Origin of the sequence: Siminovitchia sediminis (genome assembly GCF_042680885.1) — a bacterium.
In the GTDB taxonomy this organism is placed as follows: Bacteria; Bacillota; Bacilli; order Bacillales; family Bacillaceae_C; genus Siminovitchia; species Siminovitchia sediminis.
The window spans coordinates 38799-58815 of sequence record NZ_JBHUEO010000011.1 but is presented as its reverse complement, the minus strand read 5'-3'; the positions used below and the strand labels follow the sequence as shown (position 1 = coordinate 58815).

The window sequence follows — 20017 nt, the reverse complement described above, 5'->3', positions numbered from 1 at the left end:
CTAAAATGTAGGTGTGGTAACTTACATTTTACTAGAAAGGGCGATTTTTTTGTATGCCTTTTTTAGAACTAAACAAAATAGGGCTGTCACAGAAAATCAGTTTTTACTGACTTTCTGGACAGCCCCTTTTTTATCACGGAGTTTCAGCATCCAATTTTTGGGATCGCTATGTCTTTGGTTCACGGATTCTTTTGCAAAAACAAACGACCAGGGCAGCGCAGTGTGCGGGTGGATGGTCAGGTTCAGCTCAAAATCCTCCCTGGAAATAAAGTTCTCTTTGTCATCTGTCATTTCAACAGTCACGTGCCGGAGGTCCATAGACTTTTTTGAACCATTGACCAATAATACCGTGGCCACCGCTCCTCCATTTTTCTTATATTTCCCCCGGAAAAGAATAAGATCCAATCCTTCATTGGCAGGAAGTGCAGAGGCCAACTTTTTAAACTTTTGCTTTTGCTCCTCCGTCAGCCGGTTTTCCCAGACAGGATGGAATTCTAATTGTAGCAACGGATGCACCTCACTATTGTTTCGACATATTTCCCGAGAAATAATTGTCATGATTTCTCTGATTCTGCCTCTCTTTATCGAACGAGCCCTTTTTGAATCAAACGAAGTTCTGTTTTGAAATGATTTAGAGATTCCTGGCGGGACACAGAATGGGCATACGCTTCAGCCAAATTTCGAAACATAATGGACGTAATAATATTCAATACATGAAGCAGATCTTTTTCACAGGAAATATTTAAATGGGTTTTGTCGATCAGGGATACGGTTTTTTTAAAGCTCTCGCTGTGTTGGTTATTGTCGGTAATGATCTGCGAAAAGCATCTTTCAACTTGCTGAGTCATATGGAGTAAAGCATTTTTAATAAAGTGAAAATGCTCTTTTTCATCCAGCAGCCGTTCAAAAAATTCAATGACCGTTTTAAACAAATCTCCGTCATGTGTCTGAAGCAAGCTAAGGAAATGATTTTTTTCCTGTTCCGCCAAATTATTGAGCAAAAAGAAGAAGGCATCTTCCTTGTCTTCAAAATACTGATAAAAGCTTCCTCTGGGTATGCCGGCTTCTTTGACAATATTGGAGATGGAGGCCTCAAATAAAGGCACGCGTGAAAACTCTGTTTTAAGCGCTCCGATTAAAGTCATCTTTTTTTCGTCCGGTAAATTATAAAATGTGGCCTTTGGCATAACATCCTTCATCCTTTACGATTCCTAGTAATCGTGTTGTTTGTTTTCCGCTTCCAAAAACTTTACAAAATGGTTGAGGGCCATCACAGGTGATTCCTTAATCATAGCTGTATATTTTCTTTTTAAAGCAGGGGAGGCGATATCGCTTTTTTCAATTCGGCTTATGATAAAATCTACACTCAATTTTTGAATTTCTTTTTGCTGATGTTTGGCCTCCTTCGACAAGGCAAACCCCAACGCACCTAATATCGCATATAGAATCAGTGTGAAGGACATATTTTGTCTGTCGGGTATAAAAAATAAAATCGCAGCAAGATTGAAGGTAGAGATCAATATTAAAGGTAAGGCCCAAAGGCCGTACTTGGATGCTTTTTTAATAAGCGGAGTGATCTTTTCATTCAGTGGCTCGAGTTCCCTCTGGATAAAAGGAGGGATGTTCGTCATTTGTAACATCTACTATACACCCCTTATATGTGTTTTTTAAATGATATGAAGAAAATATGGATCAATGTATGTCTTTTGTTTCATTAAGATATGACATCGTGTCACATCTTATATATATTGTACATGACACAGTGTCATCTGTCAATTTATTGGCTGTTTGACACGTAATAGGACAAACTCGGAGCTCCAGGGTGCGAACTCCGGTTTTAAAGTTGAACTCCGGGGTTAGAGTGCGAACTCGGGATATCCGGATACAAAGTGTGAAATTGCGTTCCAAAGCGCGAAACCCGGGTTCAAGGCGCGAAATCCGGATTCAAGGCGCGAAATTGCGTTCCAAAGCGCGAAACCCGGGTTCAAGGCGCGAAATCCGGATTCAAGGCGCGAAATCGGGTTCCAAAGCGCGAAATTGCGTTTCAAAGTGCGAAAACCGGATTCAAGGCGCGAACTCCGGGTTCAAAGCGCGAAATCCGGATTCAAGGCGCGAACTCGGGCTTCAAAGCGCGAAACCTCGGATTCAAAGCGCGAAATTGCGTTCCAAAGCGCGAAACTCAGATCCAAAGCGCGAAAACCAGGTTCAAAGCGCGAAACCCTGATTCAAAGTGCGAACTCCGGCTCAAAGCGCGAACTCGGGTTCCAAAGCGCGAAATCCGGATTCAAGGCGCGAACTCGGGTTCCAAAGCGCGAAACCCGGGTTCAAGGCGCGAAATCCGGATTCAAGGCGCGAACTCGGGTTCCAAAGCGCGAAACCCGGGTTCAAGGCGCGAACTCGGGATTCAAGGCGCGAACTCGGGATTCAAGGCGCGAACTCGGGCTTCAAAGCGCGAACTCGGGATTCAAGGCGCGAAATAGCGGTTCAAAGCGCGAACTCGGGATTCAAGGCGCGAACTCGGGCTTCAAAGCGCGAAATAGCGGTTCAAAGCGCGAACTCCGGATTCAAGGCGCGAAATTCGGATTCAAAGCGCGAAATAGCGGTTCAAAGCGCGAAACTTGGATTCAAAGTGCGAAATTGCGGTTTAAAGCGCGAAATTGCGGTTCAAAGTGCAAACTCGGGCTTCAAAGCGCGAAATTGCGTTTCAAAGCGCGAAATCGGGTTCCAAAGCGCGAAATAGCGGTTCAAAGCGCGAAAACCAGGTTCAAAGCGCGAAACCCTGATTCAAAGTGCGAACTCCGGCTCAAAGCGCGAACTCGGGCTTCAAAGCGCGAACTCCGGCTTCAAAGTGCGAAAACCGGATTCAAGGCGCGAACTCCGGGTTCAAGGCGCGAAATCCGGATTCAAGGCGCGAAATCGGGTTCCAAAGCCCGAAATTGCGGTTCAAAGCGCGAACTCCGGATTCAAGGCGCGAAATTCGGATTCAAAGCGCGAACTCCGGATTCAAGGCGCGAACTCGGGCTTCAAAGCGCGAAACTTGGATTCAAAGTGCGAAATAGCGGTTCAAAGCGCGAAATCCGGATTCAAGGCGCGAAATCCGGGTTCAAAGCGCGAAACCCGGTTCCAAAGCGCGAAAACCGGATTCAAGGCGCGAAATCGGGATTCAAAGCGCGAAACCCGGGTTCAAAGCGCGAAAACCGGATTCAAGGCGCGAACTCCGGATTCAAGGCGCGAAATTCGGATTCAAAGCGCGAAACCCGGGTTCAAAGCGCGAAACCCGGTTCCAAAGCGCGAAACCCTGATTCAAAGTGCGAACTCCGGCTCAAAGCGCGAACTCGGGCTTCAAAGCGCGAACTCCGGCTTCAAAGTGCGAACTCCGGATTCAAGGCGCGAACTCCGGATTCAAAGCGCGAACTCGGGCTTCAAAGCGCGAACTCGGGTTCCAAAGCGCGAAATAGCGGTTCAAAGCGCGAACTCGGGCTTCAAAGCGCGAACTCGGGCTTCAAAGCGCGAAACCTCGGATTCAAAGCGCGAAACCTCGGATTCAAAGCGCGAAACCTCGGATTCAAAGCGCGAAATTGCGTTCCAAAGCGCGAAACTCAGATCCAAAGCGCGAAAACCGAATTTAAAAGGCAAATTAATTTCAATTCAAAGCTCCAACTGCGCTTCCAAAGCTCAAAACCCCGTGAAAGGACCACAAAACCCCGTTTCAACCGCTGCCCGCTTTTCCGCTCTTAAGGACATCCCCATGCCGAAGGTTCGAAAAAATTAAGAGTGAACCGGTGACAAAGTGGAATTGCCCAAATTCCTCCCTTGCAAACTCTGCGCTGGAGGATGATAATATTACTATGATTTTCCTTGATGAATAAATTCCCGAGCCGGAATGGTGGAAATTACCATTTGTATGTCGTCCGGCTCCAGCGCTTATCGATGATCGGACTTCGCGCTCCCTTCTGAAATAAGCCGGCATCGGCTTGAAAGGAGAGGACGTCCGAGTAAAAACGAAGCGGCAGGATACCGCGTCAAGAACCTGCCTTATCTCGTCCGAAGTACTACAGTCTGAACGTCGGCGAACAGCGCTTGAGCTTTGTTCCAGATATAAAGATTCTAGAAGTAGAGAGGGGTTTGTTATGCGTATTCCTACAGCGATGACGATTGCTGGGTCGGCCGCAAGAGGCGGCGCCGGTATTCAGGCAGATTTAAAAACTTTTCAGGAGATGGATGTATTTGGCGTCAGTGCGGTAACAGCAATTGTGGCCAACCATCCGCGGAAAGATCAAGGGGTTTTTCCTGTTTCACTTGATGCGATCGAGGCTCAAGTGTACACGGCACTGCGTGACATTGGAGCCGATGCAATTAAAACGGGCATGCTGTTTACAGAAGAAATTATCAGCCATGCGGCTAAATGGATTAAAGAGGCAGGTACAACCAATATCGTTATTGACCCGGTCATGATTGGAAAAATGGGATCGGCGCTGCTAAAAGATGATGCGATTGAAGCCATGAGAAATAAAATGCTTCCATTGGCTGCTGTCATTACACCCAACATGCCTGAGGCAGTGCGCCTGCTGGAAAAGGACCGGCCATTTACGACCGTCGAAGAATTAAAAGAAAGTGCAGCAGAACTGCACAAACTTGGCCCGAAATATGTTTTAGTCAAGGGCGGCCGCCTGGAAGGCCCGGCTGTTGATGTATTGTATGATGGAACTCAATATTACATCTTGGAGGCGCCTCGTATTGATACCATTCATACGAACGGTGCGGGCTGCAGCTACTCAGCTGCGATTACGGCTCAGCTGGCAAGAGGAAAGTCTGTGCCGGAAGCAGTGGAAGAAGCAAAAAAATTTATTACCGCCGCCATTCGCCATTCCATTACATTTAAAGGCGGTGTCGGCCCAACTTACCATGCAGCCTACAAAAAGTACGGCGAACAAGAAGTCAAAGTGACCGTGGAATAAATGATGCACCCTGTACCCGACAATGTGGGCACAGGGTGTTTTACTTTACGTGGCTGGTTTATGGTAAATCCCGAAAAGTAACAAAAGCATGACCATGTCCAACCTGGCCGCAAACAAAAAGTCCATCAATCCCGAAGATAACAAAGGGATTTTAGTCAAAATCAGCGCAGCTGCCATAATCCCGATTAATGCGAAAGCGGCAAGTTTGACCCATTTATTTATAAGTAACATCACGCCGCAGACCACTTCAATAACAGCCAGCGTCCACATGAATTGTTCGGGAAACGGGAGCCTCAGTTGTGCAAACGTTTCAGCCATTTCAGGATTCAGCCATTTCATCACTCCCGAAACAATGAACACAAAAGCAACTGCCCATCGGATTACGTGCATAGAGCTTATCCCCCCCCTCCTACACTATATGTCAGGAGGCAGACCTACCATTCACTAGTTATCCGCATTAAAGGAACTTTTTAATACAAGTATCTCGCAAATAAAGAAAACGTCGTCCCTCTTGCCGTCAGCTTTGCATAAAATAGCTTAAATGGTGCAAAGGAGGTGCAACGAAACTGCATGGGGTTATATTTTAATGAAGAAGACCATTATATTTTTAAAAGTGATGAAGTGATGGAAGAACCGAACCAGTCGGTTGCTCATATAAATGAATGGACGAAGTTCAGAAAAGTACAGGAATCCATTAATGGAAGGCTTCGGGATTCCTTCTTGGATATCAAGAAAATGGTAGACGTCCAAGAACGGGCACGGAGGAACCAATGGAAAAAGATTTCTTATCAGCTGAAAGACTTGCAAAGGATTAACCGCAGACATGAAGAGGCGCATGCAGAAGTTAAGAGCCAGGTAGCGGAAATGGATGAAAGAGCAAAAAGCCTGGAAGAGTTGCTGCAGCAGGAAAAGCTTTTTAAACAAGAAGTGATGGAAGAATTGCAGCGAGTCAGTAAAACCAATGAAGAAATTGAGCAGCGATTAACAACTGCTGAAGCTTTAAACAAGGAATTGCTGTCTAAATTAAATGAGCAGTATGAGCTGCAAAAGGAAATGTCCGGGCAAATGCTGCAACATGAGGATCAGCACCAGGATATTGTCACCAGGTTGGAGAAACAAGAGGCAGTGACAGATAAAATCTTGAGGCAAGTAACACATATCCGGTCCATTTTGTTTGAAAGGGCCCACTTTCTTGCCGAAAAAATCGAGGACAGTTATCAGCTCACATCCTCTTATGTTTATAAACTGATGACGGGCTCCGTGGAGCCATGGCAGCTGTTTTTAATGAAACAAAAGCAAAAACAGAAAAAGGAAAGTGAATAAATTCAATCAAAATGCCGGAAATCAATGTACCGGCATTGTTTTTTTTGTAAAAAAAAGCATTCATGCAATCCTCATGGATGGGCATGATAACAGCGAGATCAATCACTCAAGGAGGAAGAAAAATGAAGAAAAAGATCATTACATATTTTATGGCTGCTGTGTTCATGCTGGGAACTTTGGCTTTCATTGGAGCGGGCGTATCTGCAGAAATGCATGAAAATCGATTGGAAGACCGCCAATTTAAAAGCGATCCGGAAATGACGAAGAAATATGCGGAAATGCTTGGAATTGACACAGAAGGAAAAGATACAGAGACGTTGAACAAAGAAATACGCGAGGCGTATATCAAAAAACATGCGCAAGCATTGGGAATTTCAACAGAAGGCAAAAGCACTGCGGAACTGGAGAAAGAAATTGAAAAAGTATGGGTCACCCGGATTGCTGAGGAATACGGAATCAGTACCGAAGGAAAAAATATCAAAACTTTAAAGAAAGAAATCAAAGAGGTAAAAGTGAAAAAAGAAGCGGATGAACTCGGAATCTCATCTGAAGGCAAGTCGCTAAAAGACCTCACTTACGAAGTGCGCAAAGCAAAAATTCTAAAATATGCTAAAGAATATGGCATTGAAACCGAGGGAAGAGATTTGCGTGAAGTGGCGATGGAGGTCCGAAAAGCCATGATTCATCATGCTGCAGAGAAACTTGGGGTCAGTAAGGAAGGCAAAACTGATCAGGAGATCTTTCACGAAATCATGATTAACCATAGTGAAAAGGCAAGAGAAATGAATCTGTTCCCGTTTAAAGAAGAAAAGATCATGCTCCCCAAGGGGCATCCGGGTATGTAGCGAGAAAACCCCTATATGGAAGATAAAAAACCAAGACGATTTGGGTCTTGGTTTTTTTGAAAGGGGAATACATAAGGTTCAAGCACCAGTCAGGGCCTTCGCTGCAGTGGAAAAAGCACTTAACTCAGCCGGGGCGAGGCGCTTGGGCGCATTTTTTTGCAGTCTCTATTTATACAGCCCGCCTGTATATAATCTCGTCAAATGATCAGAAACGGCTTCCACATCTTCTTTAATGTCACCGAGGACAAGCTCCCACATCAGCTGCTCATTCATGTAAAACCAGCCTTTGGCAATCAGATTGGCATGAAAATCATCCCGTGCAAGTCCGGCTTTTTGGACGTATTCAATGTCTTTTGTAATTCCGGATATAAAGCGGGCGCGAATTTGGCTCCATTTTTCTGCCACAATTGGCGAAACACCGATGGCTTCCTTAATGATCTTCATCACTTGTCTTTCTTCCAAGGACAATTCCATAAAAAGACGTGTTTGCTTTTTAATTTGTGTAAAGGCCTCTTCTTTAGTCTTCGGGGTAAAAGGCAGCCCGGCCACATCATACATTTTCTGCATGATCGTCTCAATTAATTCGGTAAACAGTTCATCTTTATTTTTGAAATAGACATAAGCCGTGCCATAACCTGTATGGGCCAACTTGTTGATTTGAGTCATGGTTGCTTTTTGGAAGCCATTTTCTAAAAAGACCGTACGACCGGCATTCAACAGTTTTTCTCTGGTTTGCAATGCTTGGAGCTGCCGCTTGGACAGGTTTTCAGCGCCGTCCATTCTATCTGCTCCTTTCTTTTGAGTTTTAGTTTTATTTTATCGTGTTCATCAAGTACAAGCAATCAAACGAATGACACACCCTCAATGATATTAAATCATTGACATAATATCATTGACGACTGACAAGTGTGTCGGTTATAGTAAAGACAGGATGATATTCATGATCGGAGGAGCGATAACATGAGTGACAAAACTCTTTCAATAGAGTATGCACGGGAACTGGATCGAAAAGATCCATTAAAGCAGTACCGTGAGGAATTTTATATAAAGCCGGGAACTATATATTTTGACGGAAATTCATTGGGATTATTGTCCAAAAGATCGGAAAAGTCGCTCCTGGATATGCTGGAATCCTGGAAGGAATTCGGAATTGACGGCTGGTTAAAAGGGGATCATCCCTGGTATTACTTTTCCGAAAAACTGGGTGAAAAGAGTGCTCCCTTAGTTGGGGCAAATCCGGAGGAAGTGATCATCACCGGTTCTACAACGGTGAATTTGCATCAAATTTTATCTACCTTTTTTAAGCCGGAAGGGAAAAGAACAAAAATTTTAGCAGATGAACTGAATTTTCCTTCAGATATTTATGCCATAAAAAGCCAGCTCCGGATTCAAAGACTAAGTCCCGAGGAGCATTTGATCCAGGTCAAAAGCCGTGATGGTCAGACGCTTCTGGAAGAAGATATTATTACATCCATGACGGATGAAGTGGCGATTGCGGTTCTTCCGAGTGTCTTGTATCGAAGCGGCCAAATTCTTGATATGGAAAAATTGACAAAAGCTGCTCATGAGCGCGGAATTTTGATTGCCTTTGATTTGTGTCATTCCATCGGTTCAATCCCGCATGCCCTGAGTGACTGGGACGTGGACTTTGCTTTCTGGTGTACCTATAAGCATTTAAATGGCGGTCCTGGTGCAGTGGGCGGTTTATATGTAAACAAGAAACATTTTAAAAATGCCGATCCGGGTCTTGCAGGCTGGTTCAGTTCAAAGAAAGAGAAGCAGTTTGATATGGAGCATGACTTAACAAGGGCATCAGATGCAGGTTCTCTTCAGATTGGAACACCTCATTTGTTAAGTGCGGCGCCGCTGCTGGGCTCCTTATCCATGTTTGAAGAAGCAGGCATGAACCAAATTCGTGAGAAATCATTGAAATTAACCGAGTACTTCATGACATTGATAGATGCGGAATTGAAAAAGTTTAACTTTACCGTAGCAAATCCGCGTAATGAACAACAAAGAGGCGGCCATATTTTCCTTGAACATGAAGAGGCTGCCCGCATTTGTAAAGCACTGAAAGCCAATGGGGTCATCCCGGATTACCGAAGCCCGAATGGTATTCGCCTGGCGCCGGTAGCCTTATACAACACGTTTGAGGAAGTTTGGCAGGTTGTTCAATTGCTTAAAAAAATTATGGAAGAAGAAGAATACAAGAAGTTTGAGAATAAACGGGATGTTGTCGCATAAAGAGGAGGGAAGGCCGGCAGCGGGACTGCCGGCCGTGTATCCCATCTTTAAATAAGAAGAATTGAAGGCGTTTACAAAAAATTACAAGAGGAGGCATATGTATGTCAAAACCTATCTCAGAATTGTACAAAAAGCTGGACAGCGAAAAGGGAATTCATACGGATTTTAAAAACAACATGACTTATGGGGATTATTTACAACTCGACAGGATCTTGACAAGCCAAAAAAGGCTGTCCGACCATCACGATGAGATGTTGTTTATCATTATCCATCAAGTGAGCGAACTGTGGATGAAGCTGATCCTTCATGAGCTGACAGCCGCAATTAAAGCCATTGATGAAGGGGAGTTGCATGCCGCATTTAAAATGCTTTCACGTGTCAGTAAAACTCAGACTCAAATTATTCAGGCGTGGGATGTGCTTTCCACGTTGACTCCGGCCGAATATTTGGAGTTCCGCGATTCCCTTGGCCAGGCTTCAGGATTTCAGTCCTACCAGTACAGGCTGATTGAATTTGCGCTAGGATACAAATCAACCCATATTTTAAAGATCTATGAAAAAGATCCGGCCGTACTTGAGGCGCTGGAGCTTGCGTTCAAAGCTCCAAGCATTTATGATGTGTCCATCAAAGCATTGGCCCGCGCAGGGTTTGAGATTAATCCAAAGCTTTTGGACCGTGACTATTCAATCGTATACTCAGGAGATCCGACAGTAGCGGAAGCCTGGCGGGAGGTATACCGGAATGTGGACAAATATTGGAGCCTTTACGAGCTGGCTGAAAAGCTGGTGGACATTGAAGACTGGCTGCAGCAGTGGCGTTTCCGCCATATGAAAACGGTAGAAAGAATTATAGGATTCAAACCAGGTACGGGAGGATCATCAGGCGTCAATTATTTGAAACAGGTGTTGGATCATCGGTTTTTCCCTGAATTATGGGATTTGCGCACAGAATTGTAGAAAGATTCCCGGGTTATAAACCGTCATCAGCTTTATTTGGCTGATGATGGTTGAAACAAATAAAACAACAAAAATTACAAAGGGGAAGAGTCAAATGAAAGAAAAAAATGAACAATGGACATCTAAGCTGGGGTTCATTTTGGCCTCAGCAGGGGCAGCCATCGGACTTGGTGCCATTTGGAAGTTCCCGTATGTGACCGGGATGAGCGGCGGGGGCGCTTTTTTCCTGATTTTCGTTGTCTTTACCTTGTTAATTGGTATGCCCATGCTGATTTCAGAATTCATCATTGGAAGGGGATCTGGTGCGGAAGCGATCAGTGCATATAAAAAGCTCGCGCCGGACAGCTTCTGGGTATGGGTGGGAAGGCTTGGAGTTCTGGGCTGTTTTCTGCTGCTCACATTTTACAGTGTTGTCGGCGGCTGGATACTGATTTATACGGCCCGGTCCGTTATTGGACAAGTTATTGAAGAAGGAGCCAATTACCCGGAAATGTTTGGAGCGGTCATTGGAAGCCCGGGCATGACATTATTGGGATTGCTGCTATTTTCATTAATTAATATTTTAGTCATAGCTATGGGTGTCCAAAACGGCATTGAGAAGGCAAACAAATATATGATGCCTCTATTATTCATCTTTTTTATCATTCTTGTTATCCGCGCTTTGACATTGGATGGAGCGATGGAAGGGGTTAAATTTTTCCTGGCACCGGACTTTTCGAAGATTACAGGAGAATCCCTGCTGTTCGCTTTAGGACAGTCCTTTTTCTCGCTGGCTGTCGGATTTTCGTGTATGGTGACGTATAGTTCCTACTTGAAAAAGGATGTCAGTTTGACGTCTTCAGCAGGATCAGTCGTAGGGATGAATATATTTGTTTCCCTGCTGGCGGGCCTGGCTATTTTTCCGGTCGTTTTTGCTTTTGGATATGAGCCCGCAGAGGGTCCCGGCTTGCTGTTTATCGTGCTGCCATCCGTATTTGCGGAGATGCCATTTGGCGAGTTGTTTTTAAGTTTATTCTTAATCTTATTTTTATTTGCTACATTGACCTCGTCATTCAGCTTATATGAAATTATTGTGGCTGCTTTTACATCAAATGGAAAACGGACAAGGAAGTCTGTGACATGGATGGCCGGATTAATCATTACGATTGCAGGAATTCCTGCAGCGCTGTCATCGAGCAGCCTGGCAGACTTTACGATTTTTGGCAAAAGTGTCTTTGATGCAACAGACTATCTAGTCAGTAATATTATGCTGCCGTTCGGAAGCCTGTTGATCGCCTTATTTATCATCCATCGGATGGACAGGAATCTTGTAAAAGAAGAATTCCATTTGAATGGTACGGCATCCCCTGGACTGTATTCATCATGGCGGCTCTTGATGACATGGGTGGTACCGATTACAATCGTGTTAGTATTTTTAAATATGTTAGGATTGATTTAAGATAAGGGTCGGTGATAATGGATGAACAAATGGATTGACATTTCCCAGCCGCTGACAAATGAGATCGGCGTATGGCCGGGCGATACACCTTTTTCCTTCAAATTAAGTGCGACGAAAGAACAGACAGGTTCCGTAAACATTGGCCAAATTACGACAAGTGTGCATACAGGGACCCATATTGATGCACCGTTTCATTTCAGCGAAAACGGAAAGAAAGTGCACGAGCTCGATCTTGATCTATACATGGGACCCGCGCGTATCATTGATGTAACGGAATGTGAGCAAGTCGGCAGGGCAGAGCTGGAACCGTTCGACCTGGAAGGAGTCGAGCGGCTCCTCCTGCGCACCGTAAAAAGCAGAAATATAAAAGAATTTCCGAAAGAATATACTGTCCTAAAAGATGATATCGGTCCATTCTTGAAAGAAAAAGGAATCCGGCTGATCGGCACGGATTGCCCATCCGTAGATGCCATCGACAGTAAAACGCTGGATGCCCACCACTCCTTGAATGATCATGGCGTCTATATATTGGAGAACATTGTGCTGAGTAATGTGGAACCTGGGGATTATGAATTGATTGCCTTGCCGCTGGCGATTGAAGGAGCCGATGGAAGTCCGGTGAGGGCGGTGTTGAGGGCATTAGGCCAGAAGGATTAAATGGGAAAAGTGTTATGACTTGAATCGGACATCATGGTATGGGAGTCCTTAACAGTGTTATGGCAAATTTGTTTTAACAGGGAGTAAATAAAGAAAAGTAAATGTTGACCCCGCGTTTAATGTTCGTAAAAGAGCCAAAAAACATTTAAAGCTGTCATGCCGGTACAAGTACTCAGCCATGACAGCTTTTATTTGTTGGCAAAGTATTTTTTCGAGGACCCCAACAGTTTTTCCTTAAGTTTTTCCACATCAAGTATGGCAATTTTTCTGTTTTGAACAGTGATAATCCCCTCTGCCGACCACTTTTTAACAATATTGTATACGGTGTACCTCGTTAACCCGACATACTGTGACACCTCTTGCTGAGTCAGATCAATTTCCCGGCCTTTATAAATATTTGACAAATGTAACAGCGAGTGTGCCATTTGATGTTCTGTATCGGCACTGGTTACATTTAGATTGCTTAAAAGCAGCCTCTGTTTTTGAATGAGAGACCGAAAAAATATACTTGAAGTTTCGGGGTGCTCGTCGAGCAGGCGTTCATAATCCTGTTTGGAGTAATAGTACAGAACGCTGTCGTTATGGCAAACAGCAGAGGAAAAATAGGGTTTACAATCTGTATCGCCAATTAAATATCCTGGACCTGCAATGTCTAAGATTCTTTTTCCCTTCCCCGGATCGTTAGAGGTAATCTTAATGATTCCCTTCAAAATATAGTAGAATCCATTTCGCAGGTCACCTTGCTGAAATACAACCGTATTCTTTTTATAAAAAATCCTTTTACCGTATTGCAGGTAATCTGTCCAGGTATCTTGTAAAGATATCATGGCTGGATGGCTCCTTTCTATCAACAAAGAGAGAATACTATCATTTATAGGATTTTATAAAAGGGTTTTCATTTTTTCAAGATCTAAAATATTGATCTTTTTTTTGCCTTGGGAGGCGATGCCTTCTTTCTCCCATTTTTGCATAATTTTATATATAGTGATTCGGGAAGTTCCTATGTATTGAGCTAGCGAGATTTGTGATATGGGAACGGAAAGCGTATTATGTTTGCGGTATAACTGTAATAAGAAATAAGCCATTTGCTGTTCAAAGGGCTTGTCTGTCATAGACATTGTCTCTGTCAGCATTTGCACTTTATTGCTCATGGATTTCATTAATATCTCTTTTGCCTTCGGATGCTGTTGACAAAGGTGCTTAATATTTTCAAGAGGGTAGTAATAGAAGGTAGACTTTGTCTCACATTTCGCGGATGTCAAATAAGGCTGTCCAAGAATTCCGGTTTCGCCAATTAATGCTTTTCCTATTACATATTCTACAATCCGCTCTTTACCATCCTCTGATAGTAACAGAATATTTACTTTTCCGTTCTCTAAAAAATAAATGCCATGACTTTCCTCACCTTGTAAAAATAACATTTGTCCTTTGCTGAATGTTCTTTTTTGGCCATGGATCAAATATGGTTTCCACTCATGATTCATGTTGTCTTCCCCCATCTTAATCAATGGATTTTGATAGAAAGCCAGAGGTTTATTCAAATTTATTATATTGTCAGAATTATGTCAATAGTACTATATGTTGATTTTTGCCGCGATTACTCAAATACAGGCGAAATATCAAGTGTTTACTTGTGTTGCCTCGTCACGATTTGTGAGATTGCTATTCTTATGATTCTTGGCTTGCTTTAGGAGAGAAAGGCTAAATCCTGATCATTCAGACAGAAATTAACAGAAGATGTGGATAAGTTAACATACCTCTCGTCTCCTCCGAAAATATAATACTAGTACATAAGGCAGTTTCTCAATCCTGATGAATACTAAGAAGGAGGTGGTTGTATAACCGGATATACAACATATTTCTGTAGGATTCCCGGCACCGGTTTTCTATTGATCGGAATGTGGTCCGTACGAAAGAAAAAATCATTCAATAAGCTTTCGGAGGTGTAAAAATGTCCAATAACAATAACAAAATGACTGCCAAAGCGATTGCGGGAGCAGCATTTGGTACGGTGATCGAGTGGTATGACTTTTTTCTTTATGCCACTGCAGCAGCCTTAATTTTTCCTAAGCTCTTTTTCCCTGATTCAGATCCATTTGTCGCAACGATTTTATCGTTTGCAACCCTTGCTACCGGTTTTCTAGCGCGTCCTTTAGGAGCTGCCATCTTTGGACATTTTGGGGATCGGATAGGAAGAAAAACCGCACTGGTAATTACTTTATGGATTATTGGTATCAGCAGTACGTTAATAGGATTATTGCCTACCTATGATTCTATCGGTATTTGGGCAGCCGTTTTGCTGCTTATCATGCGCATCCTTCAAGGTGTCGGAGTTGGTGGAGAATGGGCCGGTGCCGTTTTATTATCCATGGAGTGGGGTGAACGGAAGAAAAGAGGGCTTGCTGCAAGTATCCCCAATGCGGCTATTGGCGCGGGAATGCTGCTGGCGTCTGCAACCGTCACGTTATGTATTACGTTAACAGGAGACCAATTCTTTGTTTGGGGATGGAGAATTCCTTTTTTAATTAGCTTTATATTATTAATCGCTGGAGTCATTATTCGTAATAAAGTAGATGAAACTCCCTCATTTAAGCGGGTTGCTGACGGAAATCAAGTGGTGAAAACTCCCATCTTGGAAGTGCTGAAGCGGCACCCGAAACAGGTTTTCCTGGTAGGCATGGCAAAGTTTTCGGAGCATGTTCCTCATGCCGTATTTGCTACTTTTATGATTTCTTATGTGACCGATAATTTTAAGATCAGTTCCAACTATATGGTCAATACAAATGCGATAGGCAGCTTTCTGTCCATCTTGGGTATTCCATTGGGAGGCTATATTGCGGACAAAATCGGAGTAAAGCGTACCTACATGGTGGGAATTATTTTTACCCTGTTGTGGGCATTTCCGTATATTGGATTAATTTATACAGAAACTCCTGTACTTATCATGCTGGCGACGATTGTCTTCTACCTTGCACACAATATGCAGGCTGGTGCTCAGCCGGCGTTGGTCGCTCAAGCTTTTCCTGCGGAGCTGCGGTACAGCGGAACGGCATTGGGTACACAAGTAGCAGCGGTGTTTGCAGGCGGAATCGCTCCAATGGTCTGTACGTATCTAATTCACACGACTGGCACACTGTACTCCATCGCTGTTTATATCGGAGTTGCTGCCGTTATTGGTTTTACAGGATCTGCCTTCTTAAAGAATCTGTCAAGTACTGGTTCGGAAGCGGAACAAAAAGCTGAAATGATAGACCAAGCAACATAATGTAAGCGTTTAACAAAATGAAAGGTTAACTGAAAAATGGAGGCGAGACATATGGAACGGTCATTAAGCGATCGAGCGTGCATTGTAGGCGCTGGGGAAACAGAGTTTGTAAGAGGAACAGATAAACCTTTAGCCCGGCTTTGTATTGAAGCATCTATTAACGCTTGTAAAGATGCAGGAATAGAACCGTCAGAAATTGATGGTGTAATTTCTCCATGGAAATTCAATATCCGCCATGAAGAATTTGTCCATGGTTTAGGCATGAAGGAGCTGAAATTCAGCGGCCGTTTTGAATTGGGAGGAGCCAGTGCCATAGCAGCGATTCAAAGTGCTGCCATGGCAGTCGATTCAGGTGTTGCGGATTATGTTCTTGTAGCCACCGGGCAGAGGGGGTACTCAGGGGTAAGGCTTGGAACAGGGGATTCAGGAATATTGGAATTAAATAATGAATTCATGCCGAACAATGAATATCGGGAAAATCTGGAATACCCCTATGGTGTAAGTGTACCGCTGCACTACTACTCTCTTCATGCAAACAGGTGGTTCCATGAATACAATCCGGATCCTGCCGGTTTGCAGATTGTGGCTATGACCTGCAGGGAGCATGCCCACCTAAATGAAAAAGCCTATATGAAGGGTCGTCCAATGACAGAAGAGGATTATCAAAATTCTCCGATGCTCGTCGATCCTTTCCGTTTATTCGATTGCTCCTTGGAAACGGACGGGGCAGGGGCAGTGATTGTGACGTCGAAAAAAAATGCCCATCGCTTTAAAAAGCCAATTTATATAGGCGGAATAGCAGAAGGACATCCGGCGTATCCGGATGATTTGCCGACAAGGCCGGACATTTTGGACATGGGGATAACACATGCTGCTCCGCGTGCCTTCGATATGGCGGGAGTCCGGCATGATGATATTGATTTCGCTGAAGTGTATGATTGTTTCACGTTTGTTCTGCTGAGACAACTTGAGGAAATGGGTTTTTGTGAGCGTGGGGAAGGCCCGGAATTTGTAAAAGGGGGCCGGATTAAGCTGGGCGGGCAGCTTCCTGTCAATACGCATGGGGGCTTGCTGTCACAGGCACATATTGTAGGGATCAATCATGTGACTGAGGCTGTATACCAGCTTAGAGGGGAAGCGGGAAAAGCACAGGTTGAAGACGCAAAGATTGGTCTAGTTACAGGTTATGGAGATCTCAGTGACGGTTCTATTGCCATTTTACACAATTAATAGATGAAAATTTCGTTGAAAGGAAGTTTTTCTATGGAAGCTATTGAAGTTTTGCAACGGCCATTGCCTACCCGGGAAAGTGACAGGGATTGGGATTTGTTTGCGCCATTTTGGGAGGCGACCCGTGAAGGAAAACTGAAAGTGCAACAATGTACAGTAACTAAAAAGAAAGTTTGGCCCCCAAGATTTGTTTCTCCTTATTCCCCCGGGGCTGACCTTGTATGGGTGCCGATTGAGGGAAAGGGAAAGGTCTATACTTATAACATTTCCTATAGAAGCTTTCTCTCTTACTTTAAAGATAAAGTGCCCTATGCATTAGTCGTAGTGGAATTGGACGAGGGTGTCAGGATGCTGGGGAATGCTGTCGGGATGGATCTTGACCGAATCCATTGCGGTATGGAAATAGAAGCAACCTTTGAAAAAGTGAATGAGGACATTACATTAGTCAATTGGAAACCTGTAGAAAGGGGCCAGGAATAGATGGCAAACCAGAAAGAAGTACTGAGAGGAATTCGGGTGTTAGACTTTACTTGGAGTGTTTCAGGGTCTACCACAGCCAGAATTCTGGGTGCTTTGGGTGCAGAGGTTATAAAGGTGGAATGGCCCAAAAATCCGGATTTTATGCGGTTTTCCATGTATGCAAAAGGGGATAAACCGGGTCTTGATAATGGCGCGTTCTTTAATAATTTAAACGCCGGAAAAAAAAGCCTGACATTAAATGTAAAATCGGAGCGGGGAATGGAGATTGTTCATCAGCTTCTAAAGAAGTCAGATATCGTTTTGGAGAACTTTAGCGCGGGTGTATTTGAGAAATGGGGATTAGATTATGATACTCTTGAAAAAATTTCTCCAGGTATCATTTATATGAGTATATCTGGATTGGGGCATACCGGCCGCAAAAAAATGTATGGAACCTGGGGGCCGACCGCTGCTGGTTTAAATGGTATGACATTTATCTCGGGGCTTCCCGAAACTCAACCGGCAGGCTGGGGCTACTCCGTCATGGATGTGGTGGCAGGGTACACGGGGGCTTTTAGTGTCATCACTGCGCTTTTTCATAAAAAACAAACAGGAAAAGGCCAATATATTGATATTTCGCAAGTAGAGGCGGGGCTGCATCTGACCGGGGCGAATTTATTGGATTTTACTGCAAACAAAAGATCATCGAAAAGACCGGGATTCCCGCCGGGCAACCGTGCCATTACTTCCAAAGAACATCCTGAAGATAACTACCGCGGAAAAGTGGGGTGCCCGCATAACAGTTATCGCTGTAAAGGTGGAGGAGATAATGACTGGTGCACAATTGCCGTATTTTCAGATGAAGAATGGACCAGCCTTAAAAATGCTATGGGCAATCCGGAGTGGGCTCATCATCAGAAATATGATACATTTGAAGGCCGCTTAACCCATCAGGATGAAATGGATCGCAACATTGAGGCCTTTACAATAAGCAGAAATAAATATGAAGTGATGGAATTGCTCCAAAGCCACGGTGTGACGTGTGCGGCCGTACAAATGAACGAAGACTTGATGGAGAAGGATCCTCAATTGAAAGCCCGCAAGTTATTTGAAAGACTGAACCATTCCATCTTGGGCGAACGAAACTTTGTAGGAATTCCGATAAAAATGTCAGAGACACAGCCGTATATTCACAAATCAGCACCATTAATGGGAGAAGATACTGAATATGTATTAAGTGAAATTCTCGGGTACAGTGAAGAAGAAATTAAGGAACTGGATGATGATGGTGTTTTATGGCCTCTGGATATGCCAAAGGATCAATTTAAAGAAGTTAGATCACTATGGTAAGGAGGAGATGATTTTATGAACAAAGCATTGGAAGGAATTAAAATTCTGGAAATCGGGGACCAGTTAACCCAGTTTACCGGAAAAATGTTCGCAGACATGGGAGCAGAGGTTATCAAGGTAGAGCCTCCTAACGGAGCGGAATCACGGAATATCGGTCCATATTATCACGATGAAAAAGACCCGAATCAAAGCCTCTATTTTTGGCATTACAATACATCCAAAAAATCTGTCATTCTGGATCTAAGCAAGGAATCGGACCGGGAAAAATATATGAAACTTTTACCTGAATTCGATGTCGTGCTGGAAGACTTTAACCCCAGCCTATTGAAAGAATGGGGAATAGACTATGAATCTTTATCCAAAATCTATCCAGAATTAATCATGTGTTCCATTACACCATTTGGGCAATTTGGTCCGTGGAGCGATTACAAAATGTGTGATCTTACACAATTGGCATTAGGGGGAGTCATGGCAGTCAACGGTTATGATGACGTCGAAGGCGCTCCGCCAATAGCCCCGACGGGAGGACAGGCAGCCCACATGGCCGCATATTTTGCCGCTATTGGAATCATAGGCGCGATTTTTCATAGAAATATTGGGGGAGGAAAAGGGCAGCATGTGGACATCGCTGTTCATGATTGTGTGACCGTTTCCACGGAAATGTCCATCCCGTATTGGGAATACCAAAAAGCTCATGTAAAGCGTCATACCGCCCGCCATGCGCTGCCTAATAAATCAAGCAGATGGATTTTTAAATGTAAAGATAATCGGTATATCCTTTGCTTAAATACGTATCTGGATGAAAAAAGGTGGAGAGAACTGGTGGAATGGCTTGCTTCCAAAGGAATGGAAGGGGAGCTGAGCGATGAAAGATATGTAGACGATCATTTCCGTGCCACGAGAATGGATTATGTTTGCGATGTTCTCGAAGAATTTTGTGCAGTTCATGAGTCGGAATACATTTTCCATTATGCTCAAAGCATTAATCTTCCCTGGGCTCCGCTGCGAGCACCTGAAGAAATGCTGGATGACCCGCATTTGACGGAAGACCGCAAAGCATTTGTAGAGGTGGCGCACCCAGAGTTAGATCAAACTTTTGTTTATCCGGGAGCACCTTATACATTTAATAAAACCCCATGGGAAATCTCTTCAAGGCCTCCTTTGCTGGGAGAACATAATGAAGAAGTAGAAAAGAAGTTTTTGGGCAGCGAAGCGCTGGTAGAGATGAATGAATAATATAATGGAGGGAGCCGATTGTGTATCGGCTCCCTTTTGTCGAGAATAAAAATGGA

The 20017-nt window shown here is 43.9% G+C and carries 20 protein-coding genes; 13 read left to right on the top strand and 7 right to left on the bottom strand.

Annotated elements, in window-relative coordinates:
* Positions 1-96 precede the first annotated feature (96 nt).
* From ACFSCZ_RS05875 to ACFSCZ_RS05865, 3 genes are all read right to left on the bottom strand, one after another.
* The gene (locus ACFSCZ_RS05875; RefSeq protein ID WP_380772875.1) at positions 97-507 is read right to left on the bottom strand and encodes an SLAP domain-containing protein; all 411 of its coding nucleotides are present in this window, start codon (positions 505-507) and stop codon (positions 97-99) included.
* Between the two features lie 74 nt (positions 508-581).
* The gene (locus tag ACFSCZ_RS05870) at positions 582-1187 is read right to left on the bottom strand and encodes a TetR/AcrR family transcriptional regulator (RefSeq protein WP_380772873.1); all 606 of its coding nucleotides are present in this window, start codon (positions 1185-1187) and stop codon (positions 582-584) included.
* A gap of 24 nt (positions 1188-1211) precedes the next feature.
* Positions 1212-1640 (bottom strand): DUF5392 family protein, encoded by a 429-nt coding sequence (locus ACFSCZ_RS05865; RefSeq protein ID WP_380772872.1) that lies wholly within the window; start codon positions 1638-1640, stop codon positions 1212-1214.
* Between the two features lie 409 nt (positions 1641-2049).
* Between ACFSCZ_RS05865 and ACFSCZ_RS05860 the strand changes: the two genes are divergently transcribed.
* Both ACFSCZ_RS05860 and thiD read left to right on the top strand, forming a co-directional pair.
* Positions 2050-3738: a hypothetical protein gene (locus tag ACFSCZ_RS05860; RefSeq protein WP_380772871.1), complete on the top strand. Its 1689-nt coding sequence runs from the start codon at positions 2050-2052 to the stop codon at positions 3736-3738.
* A gap of 392 nt (positions 3739-4130) precedes the next feature.
* Positions 4131-4958, top strand: a complete 828-nt coding sequence (thiD, locus tag ACFSCZ_RS05855) for a bifunctional hydroxymethylpyrimidine kinase/phosphomethylpyrimidine kinase (protein ID WP_380772870.1) — start codon at positions 4131-4133, stop codon at positions 4956-4958.
* Between the two features lie 45 nt (positions 4959-5003).
* On the opposite strand, the gene ACFSCZ_RS05850 is transcribed toward thiD, so the two are convergent.
* Positions 5004-5348 (bottom strand): DoxX family protein, encoded by a 345-nt coding sequence (locus tag ACFSCZ_RS05850; protein ID WP_380772869.1) that lies wholly within the window; start codon positions 5346-5348, stop codon positions 5004-5006.
* A 180-nt stretch (positions 5349-5528) separates the two neighbouring features.
* Between ACFSCZ_RS05850 and ACFSCZ_RS05845 the strand changes: the two genes are divergently transcribed.
* Complete coding sequence (locus ACFSCZ_RS05845) at positions 5529-6281, top strand: hypothetical protein (RefSeq protein ID WP_380772867.1); 753 nt, start codon at positions 5529-5531, stop codon at positions 6279-6281.
* A 122-nt stretch (positions 6282-6403) separates the two neighbouring features.
* The gene (locus tag ACFSCZ_RS05840; protein WP_380772865.1) at positions 6404-7126 is read left to right on the top strand and encodes a hypothetical protein; all 723 of its coding nucleotides are present in this window, start codon (positions 6404-6406) and stop codon (positions 7124-7126) included.
* A 165-nt stretch (positions 7127-7291) separates the two neighbouring features.
* Here ACFSCZ_RS05840 and ACFSCZ_RS05835 read toward each other — a convergent pair whose 3' ends face one another.
* Positions 7292-7906 carry a TetR/AcrR family transcriptional regulator gene (locus ACFSCZ_RS05835; RefSeq protein ID WP_380772864.1) on the bottom strand — a complete coding sequence of 205 codons (615 nt, stop codon included), beginning with the start codon at positions 7904-7906 and terminating at the stop codon, positions 7292-7294.
* Positions 7907-8086: 180 nt separating this feature from the next.
* Here ACFSCZ_RS05835 and kynU point away from each other — a divergent pair, with 180 nt between their 5' ends.
* The 4 genes from kynU (at position 8087) to kynB (ending at position 12421) form a co-directional block, all read left to right on the top strand.
* On the top strand, positions 8087-9370 hold the full coding sequence (gene kynU, locus ACFSCZ_RS05830; protein WP_380772863.1) for a kynureninase: 1284 nt from the start codon (positions 8087-8089) through the stop codon (positions 9368-9370).
* 101 nt (positions 9371-9471) lie between these two features.
* Positions 9472-10326 carry a tryptophan 2,3-dioxygenase gene (gene kynA, locus ACFSCZ_RS05825; RefSeq protein ID WP_380772862.1) on the top strand — a complete coding sequence of 285 codons (855 nt, stop codon included), beginning with the start codon at positions 9472-9474 and terminating at the stop codon, positions 10324-10326.
* Between the two features lie 94 nt (positions 10327-10420).
* A complete protein-coding gene (locus ACFSCZ_RS05820) occupies positions 10421-11764 on the top strand; it encodes a sodium-dependent transporter (protein WP_380772861.1) in 1344 nt (447 codons plus the stop codon).
* Positions 11765-11785: 21 nt separating this feature from the next.
* Positions 11786-12421: an arylformamidase gene (kynB, locus tag ACFSCZ_RS05815; protein ID WP_380772859.1), complete on the top strand. Its 636-nt coding sequence runs from the start codon at positions 11786-11788 to the stop codon at positions 12419-12421.
* Between the two features lie 188 nt (positions 12422-12609).
* Here kynB and ACFSCZ_RS05810 read toward each other — a convergent pair whose 3' ends face one another.
* On the bottom strand, positions 12610-13248 hold the full coding sequence (locus ACFSCZ_RS05810; RefSeq protein ID WP_380772857.1) for a Crp/Fnr family transcriptional regulator: 639 nt from the start codon (positions 13246-13248) through the stop codon (positions 12610-12612).
* Positions 13249-13302: 54 nt separating this feature from the next.
* Entirely contained in the window at positions 13303-13905 is a 603-nt protein-coding gene (locus ACFSCZ_RS05805; protein WP_380772856.1) for a Crp/Fnr family transcriptional regulator, read from the bottom strand.
* 467 nt (positions 13906-14372) lie between these two features.
* Here ACFSCZ_RS05805 and ACFSCZ_RS05800 point away from each other — a divergent pair, with 467 nt between their 5' ends.
* The 5 genes from ACFSCZ_RS05800 to ACFSCZ_RS05780 are packed head-to-tail and all read left to right on the top strand — an operon-like array spanning position 14373 to position 19961.
* Positions 14373-15686, top strand: a complete 1314-nt coding sequence (locus tag ACFSCZ_RS05800) for an MFS transporter (protein ID WP_380772855.1) — start codon at positions 14373-14375, stop codon at positions 15684-15686.
* 51 nt (positions 15687-15737) lie between these two features.
* A complete protein-coding gene (locus tag ACFSCZ_RS05795; RefSeq protein WP_380772854.1) occupies positions 15738-16916 on the top strand; it encodes a thiolase C-terminal domain-containing protein in 1179 nt (392 codons plus the stop codon).
* 33 nt (positions 16917-16949) lie between these two features.
* A complete protein-coding gene (locus tag ACFSCZ_RS05790; RefSeq protein ID WP_380772853.1) occupies positions 16950-17396 on the top strand; it encodes a Zn-ribbon domain-containing OB-fold protein in 447 nt (148 codons plus the stop codon).
* A complete protein-coding gene (locus tag ACFSCZ_RS05785) occupies positions 17397-18725 on the top strand; it encodes a CaiB/BaiF CoA transferase family protein (RefSeq protein WP_380772851.1) in 1329 nt (442 codons plus the stop codon). It abuts the gene before it with no gap.
* A 15-nt stretch (positions 18726-18740) separates the two neighbouring features.
* On the top strand, positions 18741-19961 hold the full coding sequence (locus ACFSCZ_RS05780; RefSeq protein ID WP_380772850.1) for a CaiB/BaiF CoA transferase family protein: 1221 nt from the start codon (positions 18741-18743) through the stop codon (positions 19959-19961).
* Positions 19962-20017 lie beyond the last annotated feature (56 nt).

Excerpts from the sequence above, each read along its gene's own strand:
- ACFSCZ_RS05820 (WP_380772861.1), top strand. The coding sequence starts at position 10,421 with ATGAAAGAAAAAAATGAACAATGGACATCTAAGCTGGGGTTCATTTTG.
- ACFSCZ_RS05780 (WP_380772850.1), top strand. The coding sequence starts at position 18,741 with ATGAACAAAGCATTGGAAGGAATTAAAATTCTGGAAATCGGGGACCAG.
- ACFSCZ_RS05835 (WP_380772864.1), bottom strand. The coding sequence starts at position 7,906 with ATGGACGGCGCTGAAAACCTGTCCAAGCGGCAGCTCCAAGCATTGCAA.
- ACFSCZ_RS05795 (WP_380772854.1), top strand. The coding sequence starts at position 15,738 with ATGGAACGGTCATTAAGCGATCGAGCGTGCATTGTAGGCGCTGGGGAA.
- ACFSCZ_RS05805 (WP_380772856.1), bottom strand. The coding sequence starts at position 13,905 with ATGAATCATGAGTGGAAACCATATTTGATCCATGGCCAAAAAAGAACA.
- kynU (WP_380772863.1), top strand. The coding sequence starts at position 8,087 with ATGAGTGACAAAACTCTTTCAATAGAGTATGCACGGGAACTGGATCGA.
- ACFSCZ_RS05865 (WP_380772872.1), bottom strand. The coding sequence starts at position 1,640 with ATGTTACAAATGACGAACATCCCTCCTTTTATCCAGAGGGAACTCGAG.
- kynB (WP_380772859.1), top strand. The coding sequence starts at position 11,786 with ATGAACAAATGGATTGACATTTCCCAGCCGCTGACAAATGAGATCGGC.
- ACFSCZ_RS05790 (WP_380772853.1), top strand. The coding sequence starts at position 16,950 with ATGGAAGCTATTGAAGTTTTGCAACGGCCATTGCCTACCCGGGAAAGT.
- kynA (WP_380772862.1), top strand. The coding sequence starts at position 9,472 with ATGTCAAAACCTATCTCAGAATTGTACAAAAAGCTGGACAGCGAAAAG.
- ACFSCZ_RS05845 (WP_380772867.1), top strand. The coding sequence starts at position 5,529 with ATGGGGTTATATTTTAATGAAGAAGACCATTATATTTTTAAAAGTGAT.
- ACFSCZ_RS05785 (WP_380772851.1), top strand. The coding sequence starts at position 17,397 with ATGGCAAACCAGAAAGAAGTACTGAGAGGAATTCGGGTGTTAGACTTT.
- ACFSCZ_RS05850 (WP_380772869.1), bottom strand. The coding sequence starts at position 5,348 with ATGCACGTAATCCGATGGGCAGTTGCTTTTGTGTTCATTGTTTCGGGA.
- ACFSCZ_RS05840 (WP_380772865.1), top strand. The coding sequence starts at position 6,404 with ATGAAGAAAAAGATCATTACATATTTTATGGCTGCTGTGTTCATGCTG.
- thiD (WP_380772870.1), top strand. The coding sequence starts at position 4,131 with ATGCGTATTCCTACAGCGATGACGATTGCTGGGTCGGCCGCAAGAGGC.
- ACFSCZ_RS05810 (WP_380772857.1), bottom strand. The coding sequence starts at position 13,248 with ATGATATCTTTACAAGATACCTGGACAGATTACCTGCAATACGGTAAA.
- ACFSCZ_RS05800 (WP_380772855.1), top strand. The coding sequence starts at position 14,373 with ATGTCCAATAACAATAACAAAATGACTGCCAAAGCGATTGCGGGAGCA.
- ACFSCZ_RS05870 (WP_380772873.1), bottom strand. The coding sequence starts at position 1,187 with ATGCCAAAGGCCACATTTTATAATTTACCGGACGAAAAAAAGATGACT.